Here is a 22,281-nt window from a genome sequence, read left to right on the forward strand (position 1 = left end):
CTCCCACATTTGGAACGCATTCCCCTGTGGGAGCGGGCTTGCTCGCGAAGGATTCGGCACTCAACAAAATCCTGGCCATGAAACACAAAAAGCCCCGTCACATGGACGGGGCTTTTAACTTGCCGCTTGTAGCTTGAAACCAATAGCTGCCCTTAGAACACCACACCCTGACTGCGCAGGTAATCATCATAGGTGCCGCTGAAGTCGGTCACGCCGTTCGGGCTCAACTCAATGATGCGGGTGGCCAGGGACGATACGAACTCACGGTCGTGGCTGACGAAGATCAGCGTGCCCGGGTAGTTTTCCAGCGCCAGGTTCAGCGCCTCGATGGATTCCATGTCCAGGTGGTTGGTCGGTTCGTCCATCACCAGAACGTTCGGCTTTTGCAGGATCAGCTTGCCGAACAGCATGCGGCCTTGCTCACCACCGGAAATGACCTTGACCGACTTGAGGATCTCGTCGTTGGAGAACAGCATGCGACCCAGGGTACCGCGAATGATCTGTTCGCCCTGGGTCCACTGGCCCATCCAGTCGAACAGGCTGACGTCGTCTTCGAAGTCATGGGCGTGGTCCTGGGCGTAGTAGCCCAGCTCCGCGCTTTCGGTCCACTTCACGGAGCCGGCGTCCGGGGTCAGCTCACCCATCAAGGTACGCAGCAGGGTGGACTTGCCGATACCGTTCGGGCCGATGATCGCCACGCGCTCGCCGGCTTCGACGGTGAAGCTGAAGTTCTTGAACAGGGTCTTGCCGTCGAAGCCCTTGGACATCTGCTCGATGGTCACGGCCTGGCGGTGCAGTTTCTTGGTCTGTTCGAAGCGGATGAACGGGCTCACGCGGCTCGATGGCTTGACTTCGGCCAGCTGGATCTTGTCGATCTGCTTGGCGCGGGAAGTGGCCTGCTTGGCTTTCGAGGCGTTGGCCGAGAAGCGGCTGACGAACGTTTGCAGTTCGGCGATCTGGGCTTTTTTCTTGGCGTTGTCCGACAGCAGTTGCTCGCGGGACTGGGTCGCCGCGGTCATGTACTCGTCGTAGTTGCCCGGGAACAGACGCAGCTCACCGTAGTCCAGGTCGGCCATGTGGGTGCAGACGCTGTTGAGGAAGTGACGGTCGTGGGAAATGATGATCATGGTGCTGTTACGCACGGTGAGAATCGATTCCAGCCAGCGAATGGTGTTGATGTCCAGGTGGTTGGTCGGTTCGTCGAGCAACAGCACTTCCGGATCGGAGAACAGCGCCTGGGCCAGCAATACGCGCAGCTTCCAGCCTGGAGCGACTTCGGACATCGGACCAAAATGCTGCTCCAGGGGAATACCCAGGCCCAGCAGCAGTTCACCGGCGCGGGATTCGGCGGTGTAGCCGTCCATTTCGGCGAATTCGGTTTCCAGCTCGGCCACGGCCATGCCGTCTTCTTCGCTCATTTCCGGCAGCGAATAGATGCGGTCGCGCTCGGCCTTGACCTTCCACAGCTCTTCGTGACCCATGATCACGGTGTCGATCACGGTAAATTCTTCGTAGGCGAACTGGTCCTGGCGCAATTTACCCAGGCGCACGTTCGGCTCCAGCATGACCTGGCCGCCGGACGGCTCGAGGTCGCCGCCGAGGATCTTCATGAAGGTCGACTTGCCGCAACCGTTGGCGCCGATCAGGCCGTAACGGTTGCCACCGTTGAACTTGACCGAAACGTTTTCGAAGAGCGGCTTGGCGCCGAACTGCATCGTGATGTTAGCTGTAGAAATCAAAGGTTTTTCCTGCGAAGCATTCAGAGTAGCTAGGGTTGCGGCAGTACCGGTTCAGTACCCGTTTCCACTGTCCGGACCACGGGACATTCATCCCGATCGGCAGTGGAAGTTCCATCTGGCATTAAGTGGACAGCAGCATGTGGCGCGCCTGGCCCGAGTCAACGTGCGCTGAAAGGGGATTTTTCCGCTTTCAACCTGGGGGCGCGTAAAGTTTGGCGGCGATTGTACTGGTCTGGCTCTTTAAACGATAGGGCGTTGAGGCCGCAGTGACGTTTCGGCGGATTTTGTGGACAGTTTTTCACAGTTACAGGTTAACTATTGGTTACAAACTGTGGCTAAAATGCCATCCGTCGGTTGAGCGCTGATCGTCGGCGTAGTTCGATGGCGCTACAGGGCCGCTGTTTCGTTTTCAGCCGCTGCACAAGACCCGCGAGGGCGCAGTTTGTTTCCTTCTGACGTGTGACGATTTCCGTGAAACTGATCATTGCCGTTATCTATGTTGTCTCAATTGCGTATGTCCACCTGCGTGGCCAGGTGCGCCATAAGCTGGGCCGCCAGTTGAGTGATCACTCGACGTTTCTGGCGCCGATCAATTGCTTTCTATATCTGTTTTCGAAAATCCCCAACAAGCCCTATCTCGACCCGGCCGACTTCCCCGACCTGCGTCCGCTGCAGGCGCACTGGGAAGAAATTCGTGCCGAAGGCCAGAATTTGCTTCGGGCCGGCGAGATCAAGCGTTCGAACCAATTCGATGACGTCGGTTTCAACTCGTTTTTCAAGACCGGCTGGAAGCGCTTTTATCTCAAGTGGTACGGCGACAGCCATCCATCGGCCATGAAGCTCTGCCCGCGCACCACCGAGCTGGTGCAGGGCATTGGTTCGATCAAGGCGGCAATGTTCGCCGAGTTGCCACCGGGTTCCAGGCTGGTGCGCCACCGCGACCCGTATGCCGGTTCGTACCGTTATCACCTGGGGCTGGAAACCCCCAACGCCGAGGGTTGCTACATCAATGTCGATGGCCAGGACTACCATTGGCGCGATGGCGAAGCGGTGATGTTCGATGAGACCTACATTCATTACGCAGAAAACACCACGCAGCAGAACCGCATCATTTTGTTCTGCGACGTCGAGCGACCGATGAAATACAGGTGGGCAGCGGCATTCAATCGCTGGTTCAGTCGCCATGTCATGTCGGCGGCGGGTGCGCCCAACGAGGCGGGCGACAAGACCGGCGGCCTCAACCGCCTGTTCGGCAAGATCTACAAGGTGCGCCTGCATGGCAAGCAGCTGAAAAAACGCAACCGCAAGCTTTACTACCTCGAAAAGTGGTCGATCTTCGCCGGGTTGCTGGTGGTCATCATTCTGATCTGAAGGGGGTGTCCGGGCGGCGTTCCAACGAAGAGGCCCGGACATTCAGCCAATCACTTGCCGGCTTTCTTCTTCGCCGCCGGTTTGCTGCTCGCCTTCGGCCTGGCCGCTGCTTTCCCGACACTCTTGCTGCCAAGACTACGCTTGAGCAGCTCGGTCAGGTCAATGACATCCGCCGTTTTACGTAGCTCTTCACCCGAGGCGGTCTCGACGTCTTCAATCTTGCCTTCATGGGCCTTCTTGTCCACCAGGGCCATGATCTTGTCCTCGAAACCATCCCGATAGTCTTGCGGCGACCACTGGGCACTCATGTCCTCCACCAGGCGCCTGGCCATGTCCAGTTCGCCCTTGGCCAGTTCCGGCCGGGTCACTTCGCTGCCCAGCGCCAACTCATCGAGGCTTCGGACTTCCGCCGGCCAGCGCAGCATCACCAGCACCAGCGCCGACTCCAGGGGCATCAGCGCGGCCAGGTGCTGGCGGGTATGCAGCACTACATGGGCGAGGGCGACCTTGCCGGTTTTGCTCAGGGTTTCGCGCAGCAGGGCATAGACCTTGCCGCCGCGCTTGTCGGGTGCCAGGTAGTAAGGCGTGTCGATGTTCTGCAAGGGAATCTGCTCGCCGTCGACAAAGGAAAAAATGTCGATGGTCTGGGTCGAGAGCGGGTGCGCGCTGCGGATCTCCTCCTCACTGAGCACCACGTACCGGCCTTTTTCGTATTGCACGCCCTTGACGATGTGCTCCTTGGTGACTTCCTTGCCCGTGACCTTGTTGACACGCTTATAGCCCACCGGGTCCATGCTGCGGCTGTCGAGCCAATCGAAATCGACGCCCTGGGAAGACGTTGCCGAGACCAGCGCCACGGGGATATGCACCAGTCCGAAGCTGATTGCGCCTTTCCAGATTGCCCGTGCCATGGTCGTCTACTCGCGAGTGATGTTCAGGTGACCTGCGGCCTCGAACAAAAGTTTCCGTGGCCTGTGGGGCCGTTCCTTTAATCGGATCAACGTCGTGTTACATCTTGCCGGGGAGGTTTTTGTTAACAAATACGAACCCCGGGCGTAGCGTGGTATCGAAGTCCTTATCCACGTGACGCAGCGAGGCCCTCCCATGAACCGATACCTGTCTGGCGCCCTTGCGCTGGCCTTGAGTGCCATGCTGGTGCCACTGGTCCAGGCCGCCACCTCCGCTTCGTTGCACATGGTCCAGAACCTGCCGGGCAGCACCAACAACAACCCTTACAGCAGCCCGATCAACCGGGCCAATCCCAACAGCATGCAAGGCACCCGACCCAGTGCGCCGGCCATTCGCGGGCCCAATACCGTGCCGGTCCCGCGACCGCCGACACTGGACAACGGCGGCATCGGTAATCGCTATCCCGAGCGGAGCGCTCCCGCCAGCCCCCCGACATTCATTCCCAACCCTGCGCCACGAGACGCCGGCACCGGCAACCGTTGAGTGGCCGGCATGAGCTGTGCCCAGTGTTTTTTCCAGGCCTCATGATCATCAGAAAAGGAGTCTGCATGTTGCGCAAGAACCCATTGGCAATCCTCTGTGCCGGCGTATTGATGACCGCCACTGTCCCTGTGCTTGCCGCGCCCCCCCAGACAATGAAAAGCGAAGAAGGCACACTCGAGGTGACCACCGTCGTGACGGGGCTGGAGCACCCCTGGGCGCTGGCGTTCCTGCCGGATGGTAAAAGCATGCTGGTCACCGAGCGGCCCGGCAACCTGCGGCTGATCACCGCCGACGGCAAGCTGTCGGCGCCGCTCAATGGCGTGCCAACGGTCTGGGCCAAGGCCCAGGGCGGCTTGCTCGACGTCGCGTTGTCACCCGATTTCAAACAGGACCGGATGGTCTATCTGTCCTATGCCGAAGGGGGTGGAGAGGACAACAAGGCCGGTACGGCGGTGGGGCGCGGCCGGCTCTCCGACGATCTGACGGCGATCAAGGATTTCCGGGTGATCCTGCGCCAGGAACCCAAACTCTCGGAAGGCAACCATTTTGGTTCGCGGCTGGTGTTCGATCGCGACGGCTATCTGTTCGTGACGCTGGGGGAAAACAATGAGCGCCCGACCGCCCAGGACCTCGACAAGCTGCAAGGCAAAGTGGTGCGAATCTACCCGGACGGCACGGTGCCCAAGGACAACCCCTTTGTCGGCCAGGCCAACGTGCGCCCGGAAATCTGGTCCTACGGGCAGCGCAACCCGCAAGGCGCTGCGCTCAACCCGTGGAACGGCACGCTGTGGGAAAACGAACACGGCCCTCTGGGCGGCGATGAAATCAACATCATCGAGCGCGGCAGGAATTACGGCTGGCCGCTGGCGACCCATGGCATCAACTACTCCGGTAAACCGATTCCCGAAGCCAGGGGTGAAACCGTCGAAGGTACCGTTGCCCCGAACCATGTCTGGGAAAAGTCCCCGGGCCTGAGCGGCATGGCGTTCTACGATGCCGACCGGTTCAAGGCCTGGCAACGCAATGTGTTCATCGGCGCGTTGGTCAGCCAGGAGTTGATTCGTCTCGAGTTCAATGGCGACAAGGTGGTGCACGAGGAGCGCTTGCTCGGGACGTTGAGAAAGCGCATTCGTGACGTTCGGCAGGGGCCGGATGGGTATTTGTATGTGTTGACCGATGAAGAGGAGGGTGAATTGTATAAAGTCGGATTGAAGTGAATCTCACACGCCGCCTTCGCGAGCAAGCCCGCTCCCACAGGGGAATGCATTTCAAGTGAGGGAGCGCGAAGGCGGTGGGAGAACCCCCACAGAAGTAGCGACTACTTCTGTCCATACACAATCACAGCTGCCCTCAATTTGTCCCGGCCAAAGCTGCACATCTTCTCGAACTCCCCATGGCTGACCGGCAGGTGCTGGCAGTCCATGGCCTGGCGATGCTGGCTGTGGTCCACATCGGGATCGTGCAGATAGACAAATTCTTCATCGCAATCGGTCACTATCACCCAGTGCGGCGATTTGGAGCGGGTCAGGCGATAGCTGCTGATCAGCACCAACGGTTGCCCGCCATGCTCCAGCAGTTGCGCAAGATCCAGCGGCCCGCCGATCTCGCACACGACGTCACTGGCAAGCAGCTGCGCGGTGAACTCCTCGTGCACCAGGCGCATTACGTCTTTTTTATGCTCATCGCGCACCCCGTCAAGGAACAACGGCCCGGCTTTGCTCAGTTGCAGGCGCACCCGAAACTCGCGGCGCCAGGCCGCCAATGCCAGGCCTTGCGGGCTGCAACCACCGTGGCCGGAGGTCATGAACACGGTGGTTGCCTCGCGCCAGATTTGCAGTTCTTCACGCCGCTCCAGCAAACGCCCCGGCTGCAACGCGCCCATGGCCATGAGCAGGCAGGCCGGACCGCAGGTGAAATCGGTGGTCTGTGGGTAGTAGGGCACTTGGATATTGCGTGATTCGCGGTGCTGGAGGATGCGTTTTTCCAGGCGCAACGCATCGGCGTGGTCCTGATAGTAGTCGTGGATCAGGGCAAAGCGCCGGTAGCCGTTACGCTCATACAGGGCAATCGCCGCCGGATTGTCGAGACGCACCTCCAGACGCAAATAGGCGCAATCGTGTTCCAGGGCAATGGCTTCGGTGCGCTCGAGCAGTTGCTTGCCCAGGCCATTGCCCCGCGCCTGTGCCGCGATGGCGATCGAATAGAGACGCGCCAGCGACGTACCGCGGTGGAAAAGCACCAGGGCGTAGCCCAGCAGATGCTCGCCGCGCTGGGCCACGAGCAGTTGCCCGTTGGCGCGGCTGATCATCCATTGAAAGCTGCGACTGTTGAGCCGGTCGGTGGTAAAGCATTGCTCTTCAAGTTGCAGCAGTGCGGGTAAGTCCTCTATTACTGCCAAACGAAAAACTGTATTCATAATGACCGCCGTAAAAGTTGCGTAACGAAACGGGACTTTCGAAAAAGTTCGTGCTTAATAGGAAAGGTCTTGTTCTCCAACGGATCAATCACTATGTCAGCGGTACAAGGTCATTGGCGCGAAGTATCCGAGCAAACTTTGCCGACAGCAATCACTTCGGCAACTTATTTAAATGACTCCAATAAAACTTCCAGCCAGTTGATTATCATCGTCGAACGCAAGGAAGACTGGGCCTCCTATTTTCCCAGCGAAGACATCGTCACGGCCCAGGAGTATCTGGAACAAACCCGCGACAATGGGCAGGGCAAGCGCGTGCAGGTCATCAACCTGTGCCGCAGTTACAAGTACCTGGGGCACGGTTACTACTGTTCGCTGCTGGCTGAAGCCCGTGGGCACAAGGTCATTCCGTCGGTGCGAACCATCAGCGAACTGACCCGCAAATCCCTTTATGGCCTGGCCCTTGACGACCTGGATAAAACCCTGGAAAAAGCGCTCAGTCATCATGTCTACAGTGACACCGAAGGGTTTACCCTGACGTTGTATTTCGGCAAGACCAATATCGAACCCTTGCAGGATCTGGCCAGGCAATTATTTGAAGTGTTTGCCTGTCCGATCTTGTTAGTTGAATTTCGCCGAACTAACGGCTGGCATATCGAGGGCATCAAGTCGGGTGCGTTGCACAAGTTGCGGGAGGATCAGGAAGATCAATTTGCCCACTCCCTCGACAGTTTCAGTCGCAAGATCTGGCGACTGCCGCGCTCACGACGGCTGGCCCGCTACGACCTGGCCATCCTGCACGATCCTCAGGAAGCCCTGCCACCGTCGAATGCCAGGGCGCTGGAAAATTTCGTCCGCGTCGGCAGGACTCTGGGCATCGATGTCGAACTGATCGAGCGCAAGGACTACGCGCGGATCGCCGAATACGACGGCCTGCTGATCCGCGAGACCACCAGCGTCGACAACCATACTTATCGCTTCGCCAAGAAAGCCGAGAGCGAAGGGCTGGTGGTGATGGACGACCCGACGTCGATCCTGCGCTGCACCAACAAGGTGTATCTGGCCGACCTGCTCAAGAGTCATCAACTGGGCATGCCCGCCACTGAAATCCTCTACAAGGAGCGACCGGAAGACTTTGAACGGGTGGGCGAACGACTGGGCTTTCCGCTGGTGTTGAAGATCCCCGACGGTTGTTTCTCCCGGGGTGTGATCAAGGTCGAGAGCCAACAGGCGTTGCTCGAAGCCACTGCCGAACTGTTCGAACACTCGGTGCTGTTGCTGGCCCAGGAGTTCTTCTACACCGAGTACGACTGGCGCATTGGCGTGCTCAACCGCAAACCGATCTTTGCCTGCCAATACTTCATGTCCAAGGGCCACTGGCAAATCTACAACCACAAGGCCAAGGGCCAGGACATCAACGGTGAATGCCGCACCCTGGCGGTTCACGAAGCGCCGCGAGCAGTGGTGGAACTGGCGGTGAAGACGGCCAACCTGATCGGCGACGGCCTCTACGGGGTCGACCTCAAACAGTCCGGCGACAAAGTGGTGGTGATCGAGGTCAACGACAACCCGAACATGGACGCCGGCATCGAAGACGCCTACCTGCAGGACGATCTGTATTCACTGGTGCTGGAGGAGTTCGTTCGGCGCCTGGAGCTTAAGCGTCGCGGCCAGGCTTGGTGAAGCCGCGATGATCAAGAGTTTTCAGTTGAGCGGTGGAACGCTGCAGGCCGTCGAGCGACTGGATGCCGAGGTGATGCTGTTCAGTGACCCCGATGCGGCCGAGCGCGACCTGCTGCACAGTCATTTCAAACTCGACGAACACGCCTTGGCCTCGGCGCTGGACCCTGACGAGGTGTCGCGCATCGAGTTCCATCCCGACAACCTGTTCCTGATCTGGAAGCGTCCGGACAGTTACTCCGGTGCCGACAACCTGGGGTTCCAGGTGTCATCCTGTGGCCTGCTGTTTTCTCCGGGGCGCTTGCTGGTGATCGCCACCGATGACGCACCGCTCAACGGGCTCGGCAAGCGCCAGGCGCTCGACACGCCACTGGATGTCCTGCTCGATCTGCTGTTCAACAACATCCATCACTATCTAGGGCACTTGAAGGTGATCAAGCTGATCGCCCGGGAATTGCAGCAGAAATTCAACGCCTCGATGCAGAATCAGCACCTGATCCAGATGTTCAACCTCAGCGAAAGCCTGATCTATTACATCAATGCGATTCACAGCAATGGCGCGGTCCTGAACCGACTGCGAAATCATGCGCAAAAGCAGGGCTTCAACGCCGAGGTCATCAGCCTGATCGATGACCTGATCATCGAAAACAACCAGTGTTACAAGCAGGCGGAAATCTATTCGACGGTGTTCTCCGGCCTCATCGACGCCCGGGGCAACCTGATGAACAACAGCATGAACAACCTGCTGCGCAAGCTGACCTTGATCAACGTGGTGTTTTTGCCGTTGAACCTGATTGCGAGCATCGGCGGCATGTCCGAGTTCAGCATGATGACGGCGGGAACGCCGTGGTGGGTTTCGTACCCCTTGCTGCTGTCGACGATGATGATCGGGGCGGGGGCGATGGTAGTGGGGCTCAAGCAGTTGGCGAAATGATGGTGGTGAGCCAGGCAATGATGATGTCGAATCTGATGACCCCTTCGCGAGCAAGCCCGCTCCCACATAGGATTTCAGTGGGCGCAAGACCCGTGTGGGAGCGGGCTTGCTCGCGAAAGCAATTTCAAGGTTTCTACAACTGTCGAGTCGTAGCAGGCAATTTTCGGCGATCCTGAACCCCGCGTACCACCAGATACAACAATGGCCCAACCGACACAAACACAGCGGTGATCAATAGATAAGGCACCACCGTAACCGCCGACAGCCCGCGCTTTCGCGCATCCCGGTACATCCAGATTCCCGCCAGCGTCGCCAGCAAGTACAGATCGATCACCACCTGCGCGGTATCGGGACGTGACATCAGGCTGATGCCGAAGTCGATCAGCGATTGTTCGGCCTGGAGCATCACCGAAAGGGTATAGCCGGCAAAGGCGATCAGGGCGATAAGGGGCAGGGCAATGGCATTCATGTGTTCCTTCCTTGGGCAATGACTGGAATCGGCAGCCTAGAGGGATCTGCATAAATTTGCCATTGACTTGCCATCAACGCCCGGCTAATTTCGAGCCATGACTTCCACCGTATTGCGCTGCCAGCCAAGCATTATTACCGCCATTCCTCATCTGGCGGGCTAGCTCACGACTGCAGCACCCAACCCGCCCTCGAGGCGGGTTTCTACTTTCTGTCTCCCGGGCCCGATCAATGTCAGGAGACGACCATGAGTTTTACAACCGACCAGCAAGCCTTGCTTGAAGGCTACGTCAAAAAAATCCTTGCCGCGCCGGTGTATGAACTGGCGGTGCGCACGCCGTTGCAAGCGGCACCGGCCTTGTCCGAGGCACTGGGCAACCAGATCCTGCTCAAGCGCGAAGACCTGCAACCGACCTTTTCCTTCAAGATCCGTGGCGCCTACAACAAGCTGGTGCAACTGAGCGACACGCAAAAGGCTCGCGGCGTGGTCACGGCTTCTGCCGGCAATCATGCGCAGGGTGTGGCGCTGGCGGCGCGGGAGTTGGGGATCGGCGCCACCATCGTAATGCCTTGCACGACGCCGCAATTGAAGGTGAACGGGGTTCGCAGCCGGGGCGCCGATGCGGTTTTGCACGGCGAAAGTTTTCCGTTTGCACTGGCCTATGCACTGGCGTTGGCCGAGGAAAGCGGACGCACCTTTGTATCGCCCTTTGACGATCCGGATGTGATCGCGGGCCAAGGCACGGTGGCCATGGAAATCCTGCGTCAGCATCAAGGTCCGCTGGATGCGATCTTCGTGCCGGTGGGGGGCGGGGGACTGATCGCCGGCATCGCCGCTTACATCAAATACTTGCAGCCGCAGGTGCGCATCGTCGGCGTCGAGTCGGAGCATTCGGCGTGCCTGCAAGCCGCGTTGCTGGCCGGTGAGCGAGTCATCCTGCCCAAGGTCGGCACCTTTGCCGATGGAGTGGCGGTGGCGCAGATCGGCGCTTACGGTTTTGAGGTCTGCCGGTTCTGCGTTGATGAGGTGGTGACGGTCAGCAATGACGAGCTTTGCGCCGCCATCAAGAATATCTACGACGATACCCGCTCGATCACCGAACCTTCCGGTGCGCTGGCCGTGGCCGGAATCAAGCAGTACGTGGCACGCAGCGGTGCCCGTGGTCAGACCCTGGTGGCCATCGACTCCGGTGCCAACATCAACTTTGACAGCCTGGGGCATGTGGCCGAGCGCGCCGCGTTGAGCGGCGCGCCGGCATGACCCTGGTGCAGGCCGCCCGGGTTATTCCTGAATGGCTTTCTCGACCTTGTTCGACGCCGACCAGATTCGGTAGCGCACTTCGATGTCCTTGGGCACGTACAGCACGAGCGGCAGCTTGCTGTTGTAACGCAGCAGGAAACCGTCACCGACCACCGGCACAAAATCCTGTTTGCTCGTGCCGTCCGGGCAGGCCATCAGCGTGCTCATCGGGCCAATGACTTTGTCCAGGCGATAGAAGGGGTAGCCCCAACCCTCGAGGTTTTTCTCTTCGAGAATGCCGCCCAGACGCGGGCGGTTGCAATCCACGGCCATGGTTTTGCCGGCCAGGATCTCGACCTGGAAGTCGTCTTCCTGGGGCTGTGGCGCGAGGTGAATCACTTGGCGGGTAAAACCGCTCTCGGCTTTCGGATAGGGCGCGGTGTCTTCGAGTCTGGCGGCGTGCGCCACGCTGGCAAGGCTGAGTGCGAACAGCGCTGCGCAAGCGTTAACGGTCAAAGAATTCATGATGCCTCCTTGCTTGAAGTGAAGGGCGGCATTTTCACTGTCGAGTGGTACGAATGCAAATCCGTGGCGCCCAGCGTGCAAATTGCAGGGGGCGCCAGGGGCGTATAATGCAAGCTGCACGGCAGGTTTTACAGGTGACAGGCCTAAACCCTTGAATTGCCGATGAACTGCGCTCCGAGATCCGGGGTATGTTTTATGCTGTAGCTGTCCTTGAAGCTTGCCGAGCTTTTATATGAGAGCGCATACGAGCGAGCGTTGATGTTGATTGGCAGTCTCACAAAGGAGAAGGTCGCCATGTTTCTTTCTGCCTTGGAACTTCGCAATATCATCGAAGCCAGCTTTTTACCCAAACGTTGCGAGTGCACGTTGTCACCGGATCTGTCGATGACCGTGAAGATCTATGCCGACGGGCAAACCGATCAGCTCGATCTGATGGTCACCGGCATCGATGCCTCCGGACTCAATGGTTGTCGGGAAATAAACGAGTTGATCGCCCAACTGCGTTCCAGACAGCATCACGTAGCAGTCGAACCACACTCGATGCTGGGCAGGGCGCTTTAACCAGCAGTTTCGAGCTCCACCGACACGCGCCGGGACTGGAAGAACGCCAGGCCCAGCGCCAGTTCAAGCCCGACAGCCAGCAACATGCCCGGCCCGACATGGCCGGCGAGCCATTCGGCAAAACCCAGCACGGCCAATCCCCAGCAGCCGACGACGAAGCCGAGGCTCAGCGCATTGCGGGTTGCACAAGGGGGCGCGTTGCGGACCAGGTAAGAGATCACGCTAAACGCTGCGAACAGCACGGCGGTGCGGCGCGCGACCAATCCGGCCACGAATGAAAATTCGATCCCCCAGAGCGACAGTAACCATTGCGGTGCCAAACCCCAGACAAGGCTCAGCAAAAGGCATAAGGCGGCGGTAAACATCGACAACGTGCGAAACGAAAACTGCATGGCCAATCCTTGCGGGCAGTGAGGGAGGCGCTAGAGCATAGCGCCACGGCCCTCAAAGGAATACTGCCTGGTGTCAAATCAGACGTTTCGGTCAGCCTTGGTTCTCGCAGGCGTCGGAAAGTTTACGGTAGGTGATTTCTGCGGGTTTTCCCGTTTCATCGAGGTACTTCATGTCGGCCTTCACCACCTTGCACTCCAGGGTGTCCGGCTCGGTCAGTGAAATCACTTTGCTGACATGCAATGGCATGCCGTAGTGGTAGGGCACGGCCTGAGAAGTAGCGGTGTCATTGGCCTGGGCCAGGCCGGCAAACGCGGTGCAGGCGAGGGCGGCGGTAACCAGCAAGGTGCGAGTGTTCATCAGCGATCTCCAGTGCGTACGGGAAGTCAGTTCGATGTGTGGCTTGTCGAACCTGCCGCACCGGGCGTCAGAACAGTCTGAGGGCGTGCGGTCCAGTGAAGTGTTGGACCGCACGGTTAAACGAGGGTTAACCCGGCTGAACGCCGCCTGTCGCGAAGGCGCGATCCTGTGTATCAGTTAAGACCATCGCGAGCAGGCTCGCTCCCACATTGCCCGAGCGTCGACACGAATGTCATGAACGACCCGCAACCCTGTGGGAGCGAGCCTGCTCGCGAAGAGGCCCCCGAACTCAGCGCAGATCCAACTGCTCCCGATATGGCAGATCCGGCCCGGTCTTGCTGCACGTCAACGCCGCCGCCTGCACCGCGAACTTCAGCATGCCGTCAATCTGCTCGCGGCCAAGTTGTTTTACACCTTCCACCGAATCCAGTTGCTGCTCGGTCAACCAGGCAATCAACGCCGCTTGAAAGGTATCCCCTGCGCCCACGGTGTCGGCGATTTTTACCGCGCAGGCCGGAGTCGACCACGAGCCGTGGGCCCGGCTGAACACGGTCGCGCCTTCGCCACCCCGGGTCAGGAACACCAACTGGCAGCGATGCTGCATCCAGCCCTCGATCACTTGCGCCGGGTCCTGGCCTGGGTACAACAGATGCAGGTCCTCGTCGCTGACCTTGATCAGGTCGGCCAATTCCACCAGCAGCGCGATCCGTTTACGCCACCGTTCAATGTCCGGTTCCGGGTTCAGGCGCACGTTCGGGTCGAGGCTGATCAGGCGATTGCCACTTTCCCGGCGCACCAATGCCAACAGGGTGTCGGCGATCGGCTGCACCACCAGGGAAAACGATCCGATATGCAGGCCACGCACTTCAGGCCCGAGTGCCGGCAGGTGCTCCGGCTGCAACTGTCGATCGGCGCAGCCTTCGCCACGGAAGCTGTATTGCGGCGAGCCATTGGCACCCACGGCGACCATCGCCAGGGTGGTCGGCGCGGCGAAATCCAGCAGGAAGTCCTGGCGCACACCTTCATCCTGCAGCACCTGCAACAGGCGCCGGCCCAGGTAGTCGGTGGACAACCCGGCCAACAGCGCCGAATCCACGCCCAACCGGCGCAATCCCACGGCCACGTTGAACGGCGAGCCACCGGCAATGGCTTTGAAATTCACTTTGGACGCCAGACCGCCGGCGTCGTCTTCACTGAAAAAATCGAACAGCGCTTCGCCACACACCAGGTACATAGTTGTTCACTCTTCAAAGGGTTGCGACATGCTGTCGATAGCGTTCATAAGCCTGCTGACTGGCTTGTACATTGTCCGCGACCGGCAGGGTTTCGCTGGTCGGGTCGAGCTTCACGCAGCGCTCGCACAAGTCCGCCAGGCTGAGTTCGTTGCCGTTTGCCCGGGATACGCACCAGGCCGCCTGGATCGCCGCACCCAGGGCTGCGGCCTCGCTTTGTTCAGTGCAGATCACGGGGGTATTCATGGTATCGGCGACGATCTGCCGCCACACCGCGCTTTTCGAACCACCACCGATCAGCCGAATGCTGCGGCTTTGTAAGCCATTGTGGCGTAGCAGGTCCAGTCCGTAACGCAAACCGAACGTCGTGCCTTCGACGACCGCGCGGCACAGGTTGGCCTGGGTCAGGTTGCTCATGGTCAGGCCCGACAGGCTGCCGCTGGCATGGGGCAGGGCGGGCACCCGCTCGCCGTTGAAGAACGGCAACAAGCTCACGCCTTCGGCACCGATGGGTGCTTTGGCAACCAGCGCGTTGAACTGATCGATGTCGAGGTCCAGCAGATCGCGAACCAGGCCGGTGGCATTGGTCAGGTTCATGGTGCAGATCAATGGCAGCCAGCCGCCACTGGAAGAACAGAACGTGGCGACTGCGGCATCCGGGGCAACGTTCGGCCGGTCGGCATAGGCGTACACCGTGCCTGACGAGCCGAGGCTCATGGTGATTGCACCGGGCTGGATGTTACCGGTGCCGATGGCCCCCATCATGTTGTCGCCGCCGCCACTGGACACCTGGGCCCGCGGATTGATGCCCAGGTGCTCGGCAATCCCCGGCAGGATCGTGCCGACCGCCTGGTGCGCGTCGATCAGGTCGGGTAGCGCCGCTTGCAGGCGTCCGCTGGGGTCGATGTCGCGCAACAATTGCACATCCCACTGCCGGGTACGCACATTGAAATACCCGGTGCCCGAGGCATCACCGTATTCGCTGCAACTGCGGCCGGTGAGCCAATGGTTGAGGTAGTCGTGGGGCAGCAGGATACGGGCGATCCGGGAAAACACCTCGGGATGCTGCTCTTTGGTCCAGAGCAGTTTGGACAGGGTATAGCCCGGCGCGATGACCACGCCGAGGCGATCCAGCGAAGCCTTTTCGCCGCCGAGGTGGGCCAGGAGACGGTCATTCTCCGGCGTGGTTTCGGTGTCGCACCAGAGCTTGGCCGGACGCAGCACCTGGCCCTGATCGTCGAGCAGCACCAGGCCATGTTGCTGGCCGGACACGCCAATGCCGAGGATCGACTGGCCATCGACCCTGGCCGCGAGCAACGCGCGGCGGGTGGCCGTGGCGAAGGCTTCCAGCCACTGATGGGTGTCCTGTTCGCGACGGCCATTGGCCGCGCTGATCAGGCTGTGGCTGGCCGCGCCCTGGCCGAACACTTCACCACTGACCGCGTCGAGGATGATGGCCTTGGTGCCCTGGGTGCCGCAGTCGATGCCGAGGAAGAGTTGTCGGGTTGTCATGCAAGATCCTTCGATATCAGTAGACCCTCTTCGCGAGCAGGCTCGCTCCCACAGGAGATCTTCAGTGGACACACATGTTGTGCTCGACGGATATCCATGTGGGAGCGAGCCTGCTCGCGAAGAGGGCAGTTGTCACACCACCGTCCTTACGCCAACACCCGCTCCAGCGTCCGCGACACCCCCACCTCGCGCAAACTGTTGCAGCACCACTCGAACGCCGCGACAAACTCCGCCGAGCGGGGTATCGCCGTACCAAAAATCTCCTCGACCGCCAGCAACCGCTGGGTGATCAGCACATCATCGACCACCAGCGCCTGGCAGAACTCGGCACGAGGATCGGGAATGCTGTACGTGTCGCCATGTTCATCCACGCCCTTCAGATACAAGGCCCACGCCGCCACCACCAAGGCCGCGCGTTTGGTCTCGCGGCCATCGGCGATCAGGCGGTTGATGGTCGGCACGGTGAATTTCGGAAACTTCGAAGAGCCGTCCGAACACACCCGTTCTAGCTGGTCGGCAATCGCCTGATTGGAGAAGCGCGCCACCAGGGTGTTCTTGTACTCGGTCAGGTCGATTCCCGGCACCGGGGCCAGTTGCGGCGTCACGTCCAGGTCCATGTAGGCGCGCATATAGCGCACGAACAACGGGTCGTTCATGGTTTCGTGGACGAAACGGTAACCCTTCAGGAACCCCAGGTAGGTCAACGCCAGATGGCTGCCGTTGAGCAGCTTGATCTTCATGTCTTCGTAGGGCGTGACGTCGTCGGTGAACTGCACGCCGACCTTTTCCCAGGCCGGGCGACCGTTGACGAACTTGTCTTCCAGCACCCATTGCACAAAGGGTTCGCAGACCACCGGCCAGGCATCGTCTACCCCATGCTGGTCTGCCAGTTGCAGGCGGTGCGAGGTGCTGGTCATCGGCGTGATGCGGTCGACCATGGCGTTGGGGAAACTGACGTTGGCGTCGATCCAGTCGCGCAGTGGGCTGTCGTGCAAGGCGGCGAAGGCCAGCAGGGCCTTGCGGGTGACGGCGCCATTGTGCGGCAGGTTATCGCAGGACATCAGGGTGAAGGCCGCTGTGCCCGCGGCGCGGCGCCTGGCCAGTGCAGAACAGAGCAAGCCGAACACGGTCGTTGGCGTGTCGGGGTGCGCGAGGTCATGCTGGATCTGCGGCAAGTGCGCCATGAACTCACCGGTGCTGTCGTCGATGCAGTAACCGCCTTCGGTGATGGTCAGCGAGACGATGCGGATCTCGGGGCTGGCCAGTTTGTCGATCAATGCCCGGGTGTCGTCTTCGGCCAGCAACATGTCGGTGATGGCCCCGATCACCCGCACTTCGGTATCGTCGCCATCGCCGAGCTCGAACAGGGTGAACAGGTAGTCCTGATCCTTGAGATCGTCACGGGCGCGACGGTCCTCGGCACGCAGGCCGATACCGCAAATGGCCCAGTCCAGGCCTTCTCCGGTGTTCATCAGCGCATCGGTGTAAAACGCCTGGTGGGCGCGATGGAAGCCGCCGACGCCGATGTGCGCAATGCCCTGACGGGTTTCACCCAGCGCGTAGGCGGGCAGGGCCACTGCGGGTGCGAGGCGGTTGAGGTTCTGTTTATTGAGTTTCATCACAGTCTCTCTGGGATCAGGCGGCAACGCGCAATGGGCGGGTCAACGCCACGCCGTCGGCATCGAATAAATGGCAGTGTTGCGCGTCCAGGTGCAGGCTCAGGGTTTCGCCGTAGCGGCTGGCCAGATCGCCGCGAACGCGCAGGGTCAGGGCTTCGCCGGAGGAAGTCCGGACGTGGCAGAACGTGTCGCTGCCCAGGCGTTCGCTGACATCGGCGGTGACCTGCAAGGTGCAATCGCCGGGCTTGGCCAGTTCCAGGTGTTCCGGGCGAATGCCCAGGGTCACTGCGCTGCCGACGCTCAAGTTGGCGCCGCTCAGCGCGAGGCTGATGCGGGTGCCGGCGTCCAGTTGCACTTCGCAGCCCTGGCTGTCGACGCGGGTGACCTTGCCCTTGAGGAAGCCCATTTTCGGCGTGCCCAGGAAGCCAGCGACGAACAGGTTGGCGGGCTGGTGGTAGAGATCCAGTGGCGAGCCGACTTGCTCGATCTTGCCGCCGTTGAGTACGACCACTTTGTCGGCCATGGTCATGGCTTCGACCTGGTCATGGGTGACGTAGATCATCGTCGCTTGCAGGTCTTTGTGCAGGCGCAGCAATTCCAGGCGCATCTGCACGCGCAGGGCCGCGTCGAGGTTGGACAGCGGTTCGTCGAACAGGAAAATTTTCGGGTTGCGCACGATGGCCCGGCCAATCGCCACGCGCTGGCGCTGGCCGCCGGACAGTTGCTTGGGCTTGCGCTCCAGCATCGGCCCCAGTTCGAGGATGCGCGCCGCTTCGCTGACCTTTTTCTCCACTTCGGCTTTGGCCACGCCGGCAAGGTCAAGGGCGAACGACATGTTCTTGCGCACGCTCATGTGCGGGTACAGGGCGTAGGTCTGGAACACCATCGCCAGGTCGCGCTTGGCCGGGCTCACTTCGGTGATGTCGCGGCCATCGAGTTCGATGGTGCCGCCGCTGACTTCTTCGAGCCCGGCGATCAGGCGCAGCAGCGTGGATTTGCCGCAGCCCGACGGGCCGACGAAGACCACGAATTCCTTGTCGTTCACTTCGAGGTCGATGCCCTTGATGATGGAAAAACCTTCAAAGCCTTTTTGCAGATTCTTGATTTTCAGGTTGGCCATGGTGGTGGGCCTCCGGTTGTTTTTATTCAGATTGAGCCGGGCAGGCTTTTTGTAGGAGCGAGCCTGCTCGCGATGAACGTTCAGGCGACGCGCTCTTCCAGTCAGCCATCGTTATCGTTCACGTCCATCGCGAGCAGGCTCGCTCCTACAGAGATTCATTTCACGGCGCCGAACGACAGGCCGCGGACCAACTGTTTCTGGCTGATCCAGCCGAAGATCAGGATCGGCGCACAGGCCAGGGTCGAGACCGCCGACAACTTTGCCCAGAACAGCCCTTCGGGGCTTGAGTAGGAGGCAATCAAGGCGGTCAGTGGCGCGGCTTTCGACGAGGTCAGGTTCAGCGACCAGAAGGCCTCGTTCCAGCACAGGATCAGCGACAGCAGCACCGTGGACGCCAGGCCACCCTTGGCGATCGGCAGCAATACCCGGAGCATCTCCTGGACCAGCGTTGCGCCATCCAGCCGCGCGGCTTCGAGGATGTCCCGGGGGATGTCCTTGAAGTAGGTGTAAATCATCCAGACCACGATCGGCAGGTTGATCAGCGTGTAGATGACGATCAGCGCGATCCGTGTGTCGAGCAGGCCGAAACTCTTGGCCAGCAGGTAGATCGGCATCAGCACGCCCACCGGCGGCAGCATCTTGGTCGAGAGCATCCACAGCAGCGTGCCTCGGGTACGCCGGGTTTCGTAGAACGCCATCGAGTAGGCCGACGGCACCGCGATCAGCAGGCACAGGGCCGTGGCGCTGAAGGAAATCACCACCGAGTTCCAGGCGAAGCTGAAGTAGTCGCTGCGCTCGTTGATGTGCAGGTAGTTCTCCAGCGTCGGCGTGAAGATGAACTGTGGCGGCGTGGCGAAGGCCTCGATTTCGGTCTTGAAGCTGGTCATTACCATCCAGAAGATCGGGAAGAAAATCAGGATCGCGATGGCCCAGGCCAGCGTACCGAGCAACAGGCTTTGCAAACGACGGGATTGTTGAAGAGTCATGGCAGGCCTCAGGCTTTGTCGGTCAGGTTTTTGCCGATCATCCGCACCAGAATGATCGCCGCGATGTTGGCAATGACCACCGCGATCAAGCCGCCCGCCGAGGCCATGCCGACGTCGAACTGCACCAGCGCCTGGTTGTAGATCAGGTAGGCGAGGTTGGTCGAGGCGTAGCCGGGGCCGCCGTTGGTGGTGGTGAAGATTTCGGCGAACACCGAGAGCAGGAAGATGGTTTCGATCATCACCACCACCGCAATCGGCCGCGCCAGGTGCGGCAGGGTCAGGTGCCAGAAGATCGCGATGGGTCCGGCACCGTCCAGGCGCGCGGCTTCTTTCTGTTCCTGGTCGAGGGACTGCATGGCGGTCATCAGGATCAGGATGGCGAACGGCAGCCATTGCCACGAGACAATGATGATGATCGACAGCAGCGGGTAGTGCGCCAGCCAGTCCACCGGTTGTGCGCCGAACAGTTTCCAGACGTAGGCGAGAATTCCTGACACCGGGTGGAAAATCAGGTTCTTCCAGATCAGCGCGCCGACCGTGGGCATGATGAAAAAGGGCGAGATCAGCATGACCCGCACGATGCCGCGACCGAAAAATTCACTGGCCTCCAGCAGTGCACTGATCAGCACACCGAACACCACGCTGATAAGCAGCACGCTGCCCACCAGCAACAGGGTGTTGGTAGCGCCGGGCAGGAAGCCTGAATCGGTGAGGAAGTAGGTGAAGTTCTCCAACCCGACGAACGCGTTCTCGCCGGGATCGAGCAGGTTGTAGCGAATCATCGAGAAGTAGAGGGTCATGCCCAGCGGCACGATCATCCACAACAGCAGCAGTGCCACCGAAGGGCTGACCAGAAACCAGCCGGGATTGGTCACGCGGCTTTTGCGCAGGGGTAGGGCAATGTCCATGTGAGCTTTGGCAGTTGATGTATTCATGGCGTTAAACCGTTTGGGTACAGGCAATGAAGTTCAACTGTGGGAGCGAGCTTGCTCGCGATGGCGGACTGTCAGTCGATACAAATGTTGAATTTGACGGCCTCATCGCGAGCAAGCTCGCTCCCACAGTAAGCAGGAGCAGGCTGGTGCGGGTTACTTGGGATACCCCGCGCGCTTCATCTCACGCTCGGTGGTTTGCTGGGCCGCCGCCAATGCCTGGTCGACCGTGGTCTGGCCGATCAGCGCCGCCGAGAAGGATTTGCCGACCTGGGTGCCTATGCCCTGGAACTCGGGAATGGTCACCAACTGGATACCGATATAAGGCACCGGTTTCAGCGTCGGCTTGCCCGGGTCCGCAGCCTTGAGCGATTCGAGCGTAACCCTGGCGAACGGCGCCGCACTCATGTAGGCCTCGCTGTAGGTCGAGGCCCGGGTGCCCGGCGGCACGTTGGCGATGCCGTCCTTTTCCGCGACCAGTGCACTGTATTCCCGGGAGGTGGCCCAGGCGCTGAAGGTTTTCGCCGCGTCCTTGGCCTTGGAACTGCTCGGAATGGCCAGCGCCCAGGAATACAACCAGGCCGAGCCCCTGTCAGTGACCTGATGCGGCGCATAGGTGAAGCCGACGTGATCGGCGACCTTGCTCTGGGTCTTGTCGGTGACGAACGAGCCGGCAACGCTGGCATCGACCCAGATCGCGCATTTGCCGCTGTTGAACAGCGCCAGGTTTTCGTTGAAACCGTTGCTCGATGCACCCGGCGGGCCGGATTTCTTCATGGTGTCGACGTAGAAGTTCAGCGCATTCTTCCACTCGGGCCCGTTGAATTGCGGCTGCCACTGTTCGTCGAACCAGCGCGCGCCATAGGCATTGGCGATGGTGGTGACCAGCGCCATGTTCTCGCCCCAACCGGCCTTGCCGCGCAGGCAGATGCCGTACTGTTCCTGTCCGGGTTTATTCAGTTTGGCGGCGAACTCGGCGATCTGCTCCCAGGTCGGGCGCTCGGGCATGCTCAGGCCGGCGTCCTTGAACAGGTCGGTGCGGTAATAGGTGATCGAGCTTTCGGCGTAGAACGGCAGGGCGTACAGCGAGCCTTTGACCGACAGGCCTTCGCGCACCGACGGGAACACGTCGTCCAGGGCATAGCTGGCCGGCAAATCCTTCATCGGCTCCAGCCAGCCCTTGGCACCCCAGAGTGCCGCTTCGTACATGCCGATGGTCAGCACGTCGAATTGCCCGCCCTGGGTGGCGATGTCGGTGGTCAGGCGCTGGCGCAGGACGTTTTCCTCGAGCACTACCCAATTGAGCTTGATGTCCGGGTGCTCGGCCTCGAAGGTTTTCGAGAGCTTTTGCATGCGGATCATGTCGCTGTTGTTGACGGTGGCGATGGTCAGCGTCTGGGCGCCAAGGCTGACGCTGCTGAGGGTCATGCAGGTGAGGGCAAGCAGGGCTTTTACCGAAGGTTGCATCGTGCACTCCTTTTCTGCACCCGTCGGGTTACAGAAGGACAGTTATTGTTTTTGTGTCTTCCGAAGGCAGGAAGAATGTGCACGGATTACAACCTTCATTGGAGGGCGAGACAAATCATCCATCGCACTTCAACTGATACTTTCTTGCACTGTTATTTTTGGCTGTAGACGCAAGGAAGGGCTTTTCAGCAATGGTGTGGAATTGAATCTGTACAGGTTTTATGGATTTAAAAGCAAAAGATCGCAGCCTTCGGCAGCTCCTACAGGAGGGTGTAGGAGC

Annotated in this window: 21 protein-coding genes; 7 read left to right on the forward strand and 14 right to left on the reverse strand. The window is 60.1% G+C overall.

The window, feature by feature from the left end:
• Window positions 1–152: 152 nt before the first annotated feature.
• The gene (locus AC07YV_RS09490) at window positions 153–1,739 is read right to left on the reverse strand and encodes an ABC-F family ATPase (protein ID WP_102702517.1); all 1,587 of its coding nucleotides are present in this window, start codon (window positions 1,737–1,739) and stop codon (window positions 153–155) included.
• A 471-nt stretch (window positions 1,740–2,210) separates the two neighbouring features.
• Between AC07YV_RS09490 and lpxO the strand changes: the two genes are divergently transcribed.
• Complete coding sequence (gene lpxO, locus AC07YV_RS09495; protein WP_102702518.1) at window positions 2,211–3,110, forward strand: lipid A hydroxylase LpxO; 900 nt, start codon at window positions 2,211–2,213, stop codon at window positions 3,108–3,110.
• Between the two features lie 50 nt (window positions 3,111–3,160).
• On the opposite strand, the gene ku is transcribed toward lpxO, so the two are convergent.
• Window positions 3,161–4,021, reverse strand: a complete 861-nt coding sequence (gene ku / locus AC07YV_RS09500) for a non-homologous end joining protein Ku (RefSeq protein WP_102702516.1) — start codon at window positions 4,019–4,021, stop codon at window positions 3,161–3,163.
• Window positions 4,022–4,214: 193 nt separating this feature from the next.
• Between ku and AC07YV_RS09505 the strand changes: the two genes are divergently transcribed.
• Both AC07YV_RS09505 and AC07YV_RS09510 read left to right on the forward strand, forming a co-directional pair.
• Window positions 4,215–4,562 (forward strand): hypothetical protein, encoded by a 348-nt coding sequence (locus tag AC07YV_RS09505; RefSeq protein ID WP_102702515.1) that lies wholly within the window; start codon window positions 4,215–4,217, stop codon window positions 4,560–4,562.
• A 65-nt stretch (window positions 4,563–4,627) separates the two neighbouring features.
• Window positions 4,628–5,779, forward strand: a complete 1,152-nt coding sequence (locus AC07YV_RS09510; RefSeq protein ID WP_102702514.1) for a PQQ-dependent sugar dehydrogenase — start codon at window positions 4,628–4,630, stop codon at window positions 5,777–5,779.
• A gap of 101 nt (window positions 5,780–5,880) precedes the next feature.
• Here the strand turns inward: AC07YV_RS09510 and AC07YV_RS09515 are convergent, their stop codons facing one another.
• Window positions 5,881–6,978 (reverse strand): GNAT family N-acetyltransferase/peptidase C39 family protein, encoded by a 1,098-nt coding sequence (locus tag AC07YV_RS09515; protein ID WP_102702513.1) that lies wholly within the window; start codon window positions 6,976–6,978, stop codon window positions 5,881–5,883.
• A 93-nt stretch (window positions 6,979–7,071) separates the two neighbouring features.
• Between AC07YV_RS09515 and AC07YV_RS09520 the strand changes: the two genes are divergently transcribed.
• Together AC07YV_RS09520 and AC07YV_RS09525 are read left to right on the forward strand one after the other, a co-directional pair.
• Window positions 7,072–8,658, forward strand: a complete 1,587-nt coding sequence (locus AC07YV_RS09520; protein ID WP_102702512.1) for a RimK family ATP-grasp domain-containing protein — start codon at window positions 7,072–7,074, stop codon at window positions 8,656–8,658.
• Window positions 8,659–8,665: 7 nt separating this feature from the next.
• Window positions 8,666–9,589: a magnesium transporter CorA family protein gene (locus tag AC07YV_RS09525; protein WP_102702511.1), complete on the forward strand. Its 924-nt coding sequence runs from the start codon at window positions 8,666–8,668 to the stop codon at window positions 9,587–9,589.
• Between the two features lie 133 nt (window positions 9,590–9,722).
• Here the strand turns inward: AC07YV_RS09525 and AC07YV_RS09530 are convergent, their stop codons facing one another.
• Complete coding sequence (locus AC07YV_RS09530; protein WP_102702510.1) at window positions 9,723–10,058, reverse strand: DUF2834 domain-containing protein; 336 nt, start codon at window positions 10,056–10,058, stop codon at window positions 9,723–9,725.
• Between the two features lie 246 nt (window positions 10,059–10,304).
• Here AC07YV_RS09530 and ilvA point away from each other — a divergent pair, with 246 nt between their 5' ends.
• Entirely contained in the window at window positions 10,305–11,318 is a 1,014-nt protein-coding gene (ilvA, locus tag AC07YV_RS09535) for a threonine ammonia-lyase, biosynthetic (RefSeq protein ID WP_102702509.1), read from the forward strand.
• A 21-nt stretch (window positions 11,319–11,339) separates the two neighbouring features.
• Here the strand turns inward: ilvA and eco are convergent, their stop codons facing one another.
• Complete coding sequence (gene eco / locus AC07YV_RS09540) at window positions 11,340–11,822, reverse strand: serine protease inhibitor ecotin (RefSeq protein WP_102702508.1); 483 nt, start codon at window positions 11,820–11,822, stop codon at window positions 11,340–11,342.
• A 294-nt stretch (window positions 11,823–12,116) separates the two neighbouring features.
• On the opposite strand from eco, the gene AC07YV_RS09545 reads away from it, so the two are divergent.
• Window positions 12,117–12,383 carry a DUF1652 domain-containing protein gene (locus AC07YV_RS09545; protein WP_102702507.1) on the forward strand — a complete coding sequence of 89 codons (267 nt, stop codon included), beginning with the start codon at window positions 12,117–12,119 and terminating at the stop codon, window positions 12,381–12,383.
• Here AC07YV_RS09545 and AC07YV_RS09550 read toward each other — a convergent pair.
• The 9 genes from AC07YV_RS09550 to AC07YV_RS09590 form a co-directional block, all read right to left on the reverse strand.
• Window positions 12,380–12,775 carry a hypothetical protein gene (locus AC07YV_RS09550; protein WP_102702506.1) on the reverse strand — a complete coding sequence of 132 codons (396 nt, stop codon included), beginning with the start codon at window positions 12,773–12,775 and terminating at the stop codon, window positions 12,380–12,382. The two genes, AC07YV_RS09545 and AC07YV_RS09550, sit on opposite strands and share 4 nt — an antisense overlap.
• 91 nt (window positions 12,776–12,866) lie before the next feature.
• Window positions 12,867–13,133 (reverse strand): DUF2790 domain-containing protein, encoded by a 267-nt coding sequence (locus tag AC07YV_RS09555; RefSeq protein WP_102702505.1) that lies wholly within the window; start codon window positions 13,131–13,133, stop codon window positions 12,867–12,869.
• A 289-nt stretch (window positions 13,134–13,422) separates the two neighbouring features.
• Window positions 13,423–14,367, reverse strand: coding sequence for a carbohydrate kinase family protein (locus AC07YV_RS09560; RefSeq protein ID WP_102702504.1), 945 nt, complete (start codon window positions 14,365–14,367; stop codon window positions 13,423–13,425).
• 13 nt (window positions 14,368–14,380) lie between these two features.
• The gene (gene xylB, locus AC07YV_RS09565; protein ID WP_102702503.1) at window positions 14,381–15,877 is read right to left on the reverse strand and encodes a xylulokinase; all 1,497 of its coding nucleotides are present in this window, start codon (window positions 15,875–15,877) and stop codon (window positions 14,381–14,383) included.
• 146 nt (window positions 15,878–16,023) lie between these two features.
• On the reverse strand, window positions 16,024–17,496 hold the full coding sequence (locus AC07YV_RS09570; protein WP_102702502.1) for a mannitol dehydrogenase family protein: 1,473 nt from the start codon (window positions 17,494–17,496) through the stop codon (window positions 16,024–16,026).
• 16 nt (window positions 17,497–17,512) lie between these two features.
• On the reverse strand, window positions 17,513–18,616 hold the full coding sequence (locus AC07YV_RS09575) for an ABC transporter ATP-binding protein (RefSeq protein WP_102702501.1): 1,104 nt from the start codon (window positions 18,614–18,616) through the stop codon (window positions 17,513–17,515).
• 155 nt (window positions 18,617–18,771) lie between these two features.
• Entirely contained in the window at window positions 18,772–19,602 is an 831-nt protein-coding gene (locus AC07YV_RS09580) for a carbohydrate ABC transporter permease (protein WP_102702500.1), read from the reverse strand.
• 8 nt (window positions 19,603–19,610) lie between these two features.
• On the reverse strand, window positions 19,611–20,537 hold the full coding sequence (locus AC07YV_RS09585; RefSeq protein ID WP_102702499.1) for a carbohydrate ABC transporter permease: 927 nt from the start codon (window positions 20,535–20,537) through the stop codon (window positions 19,611–19,613).
• 153 nt (window positions 20,538–20,690) lie between these two features.
• Window positions 20,691–22,001 carry an ABC transporter substrate-binding protein gene (locus AC07YV_RS09590; RefSeq protein ID WP_102702498.1) on the reverse strand — a complete coding sequence of 437 codons (1,311 nt, stop codon included), beginning with the start codon at window positions 21,999–22,001 and terminating at the stop codon, window positions 20,691–20,693.
• Window positions 22,002–22,281 lie beyond the last annotated feature (280 nt).

Source organism: Pseudomonas sp. GW456-E7 (genome assembly GCF_059424105.1).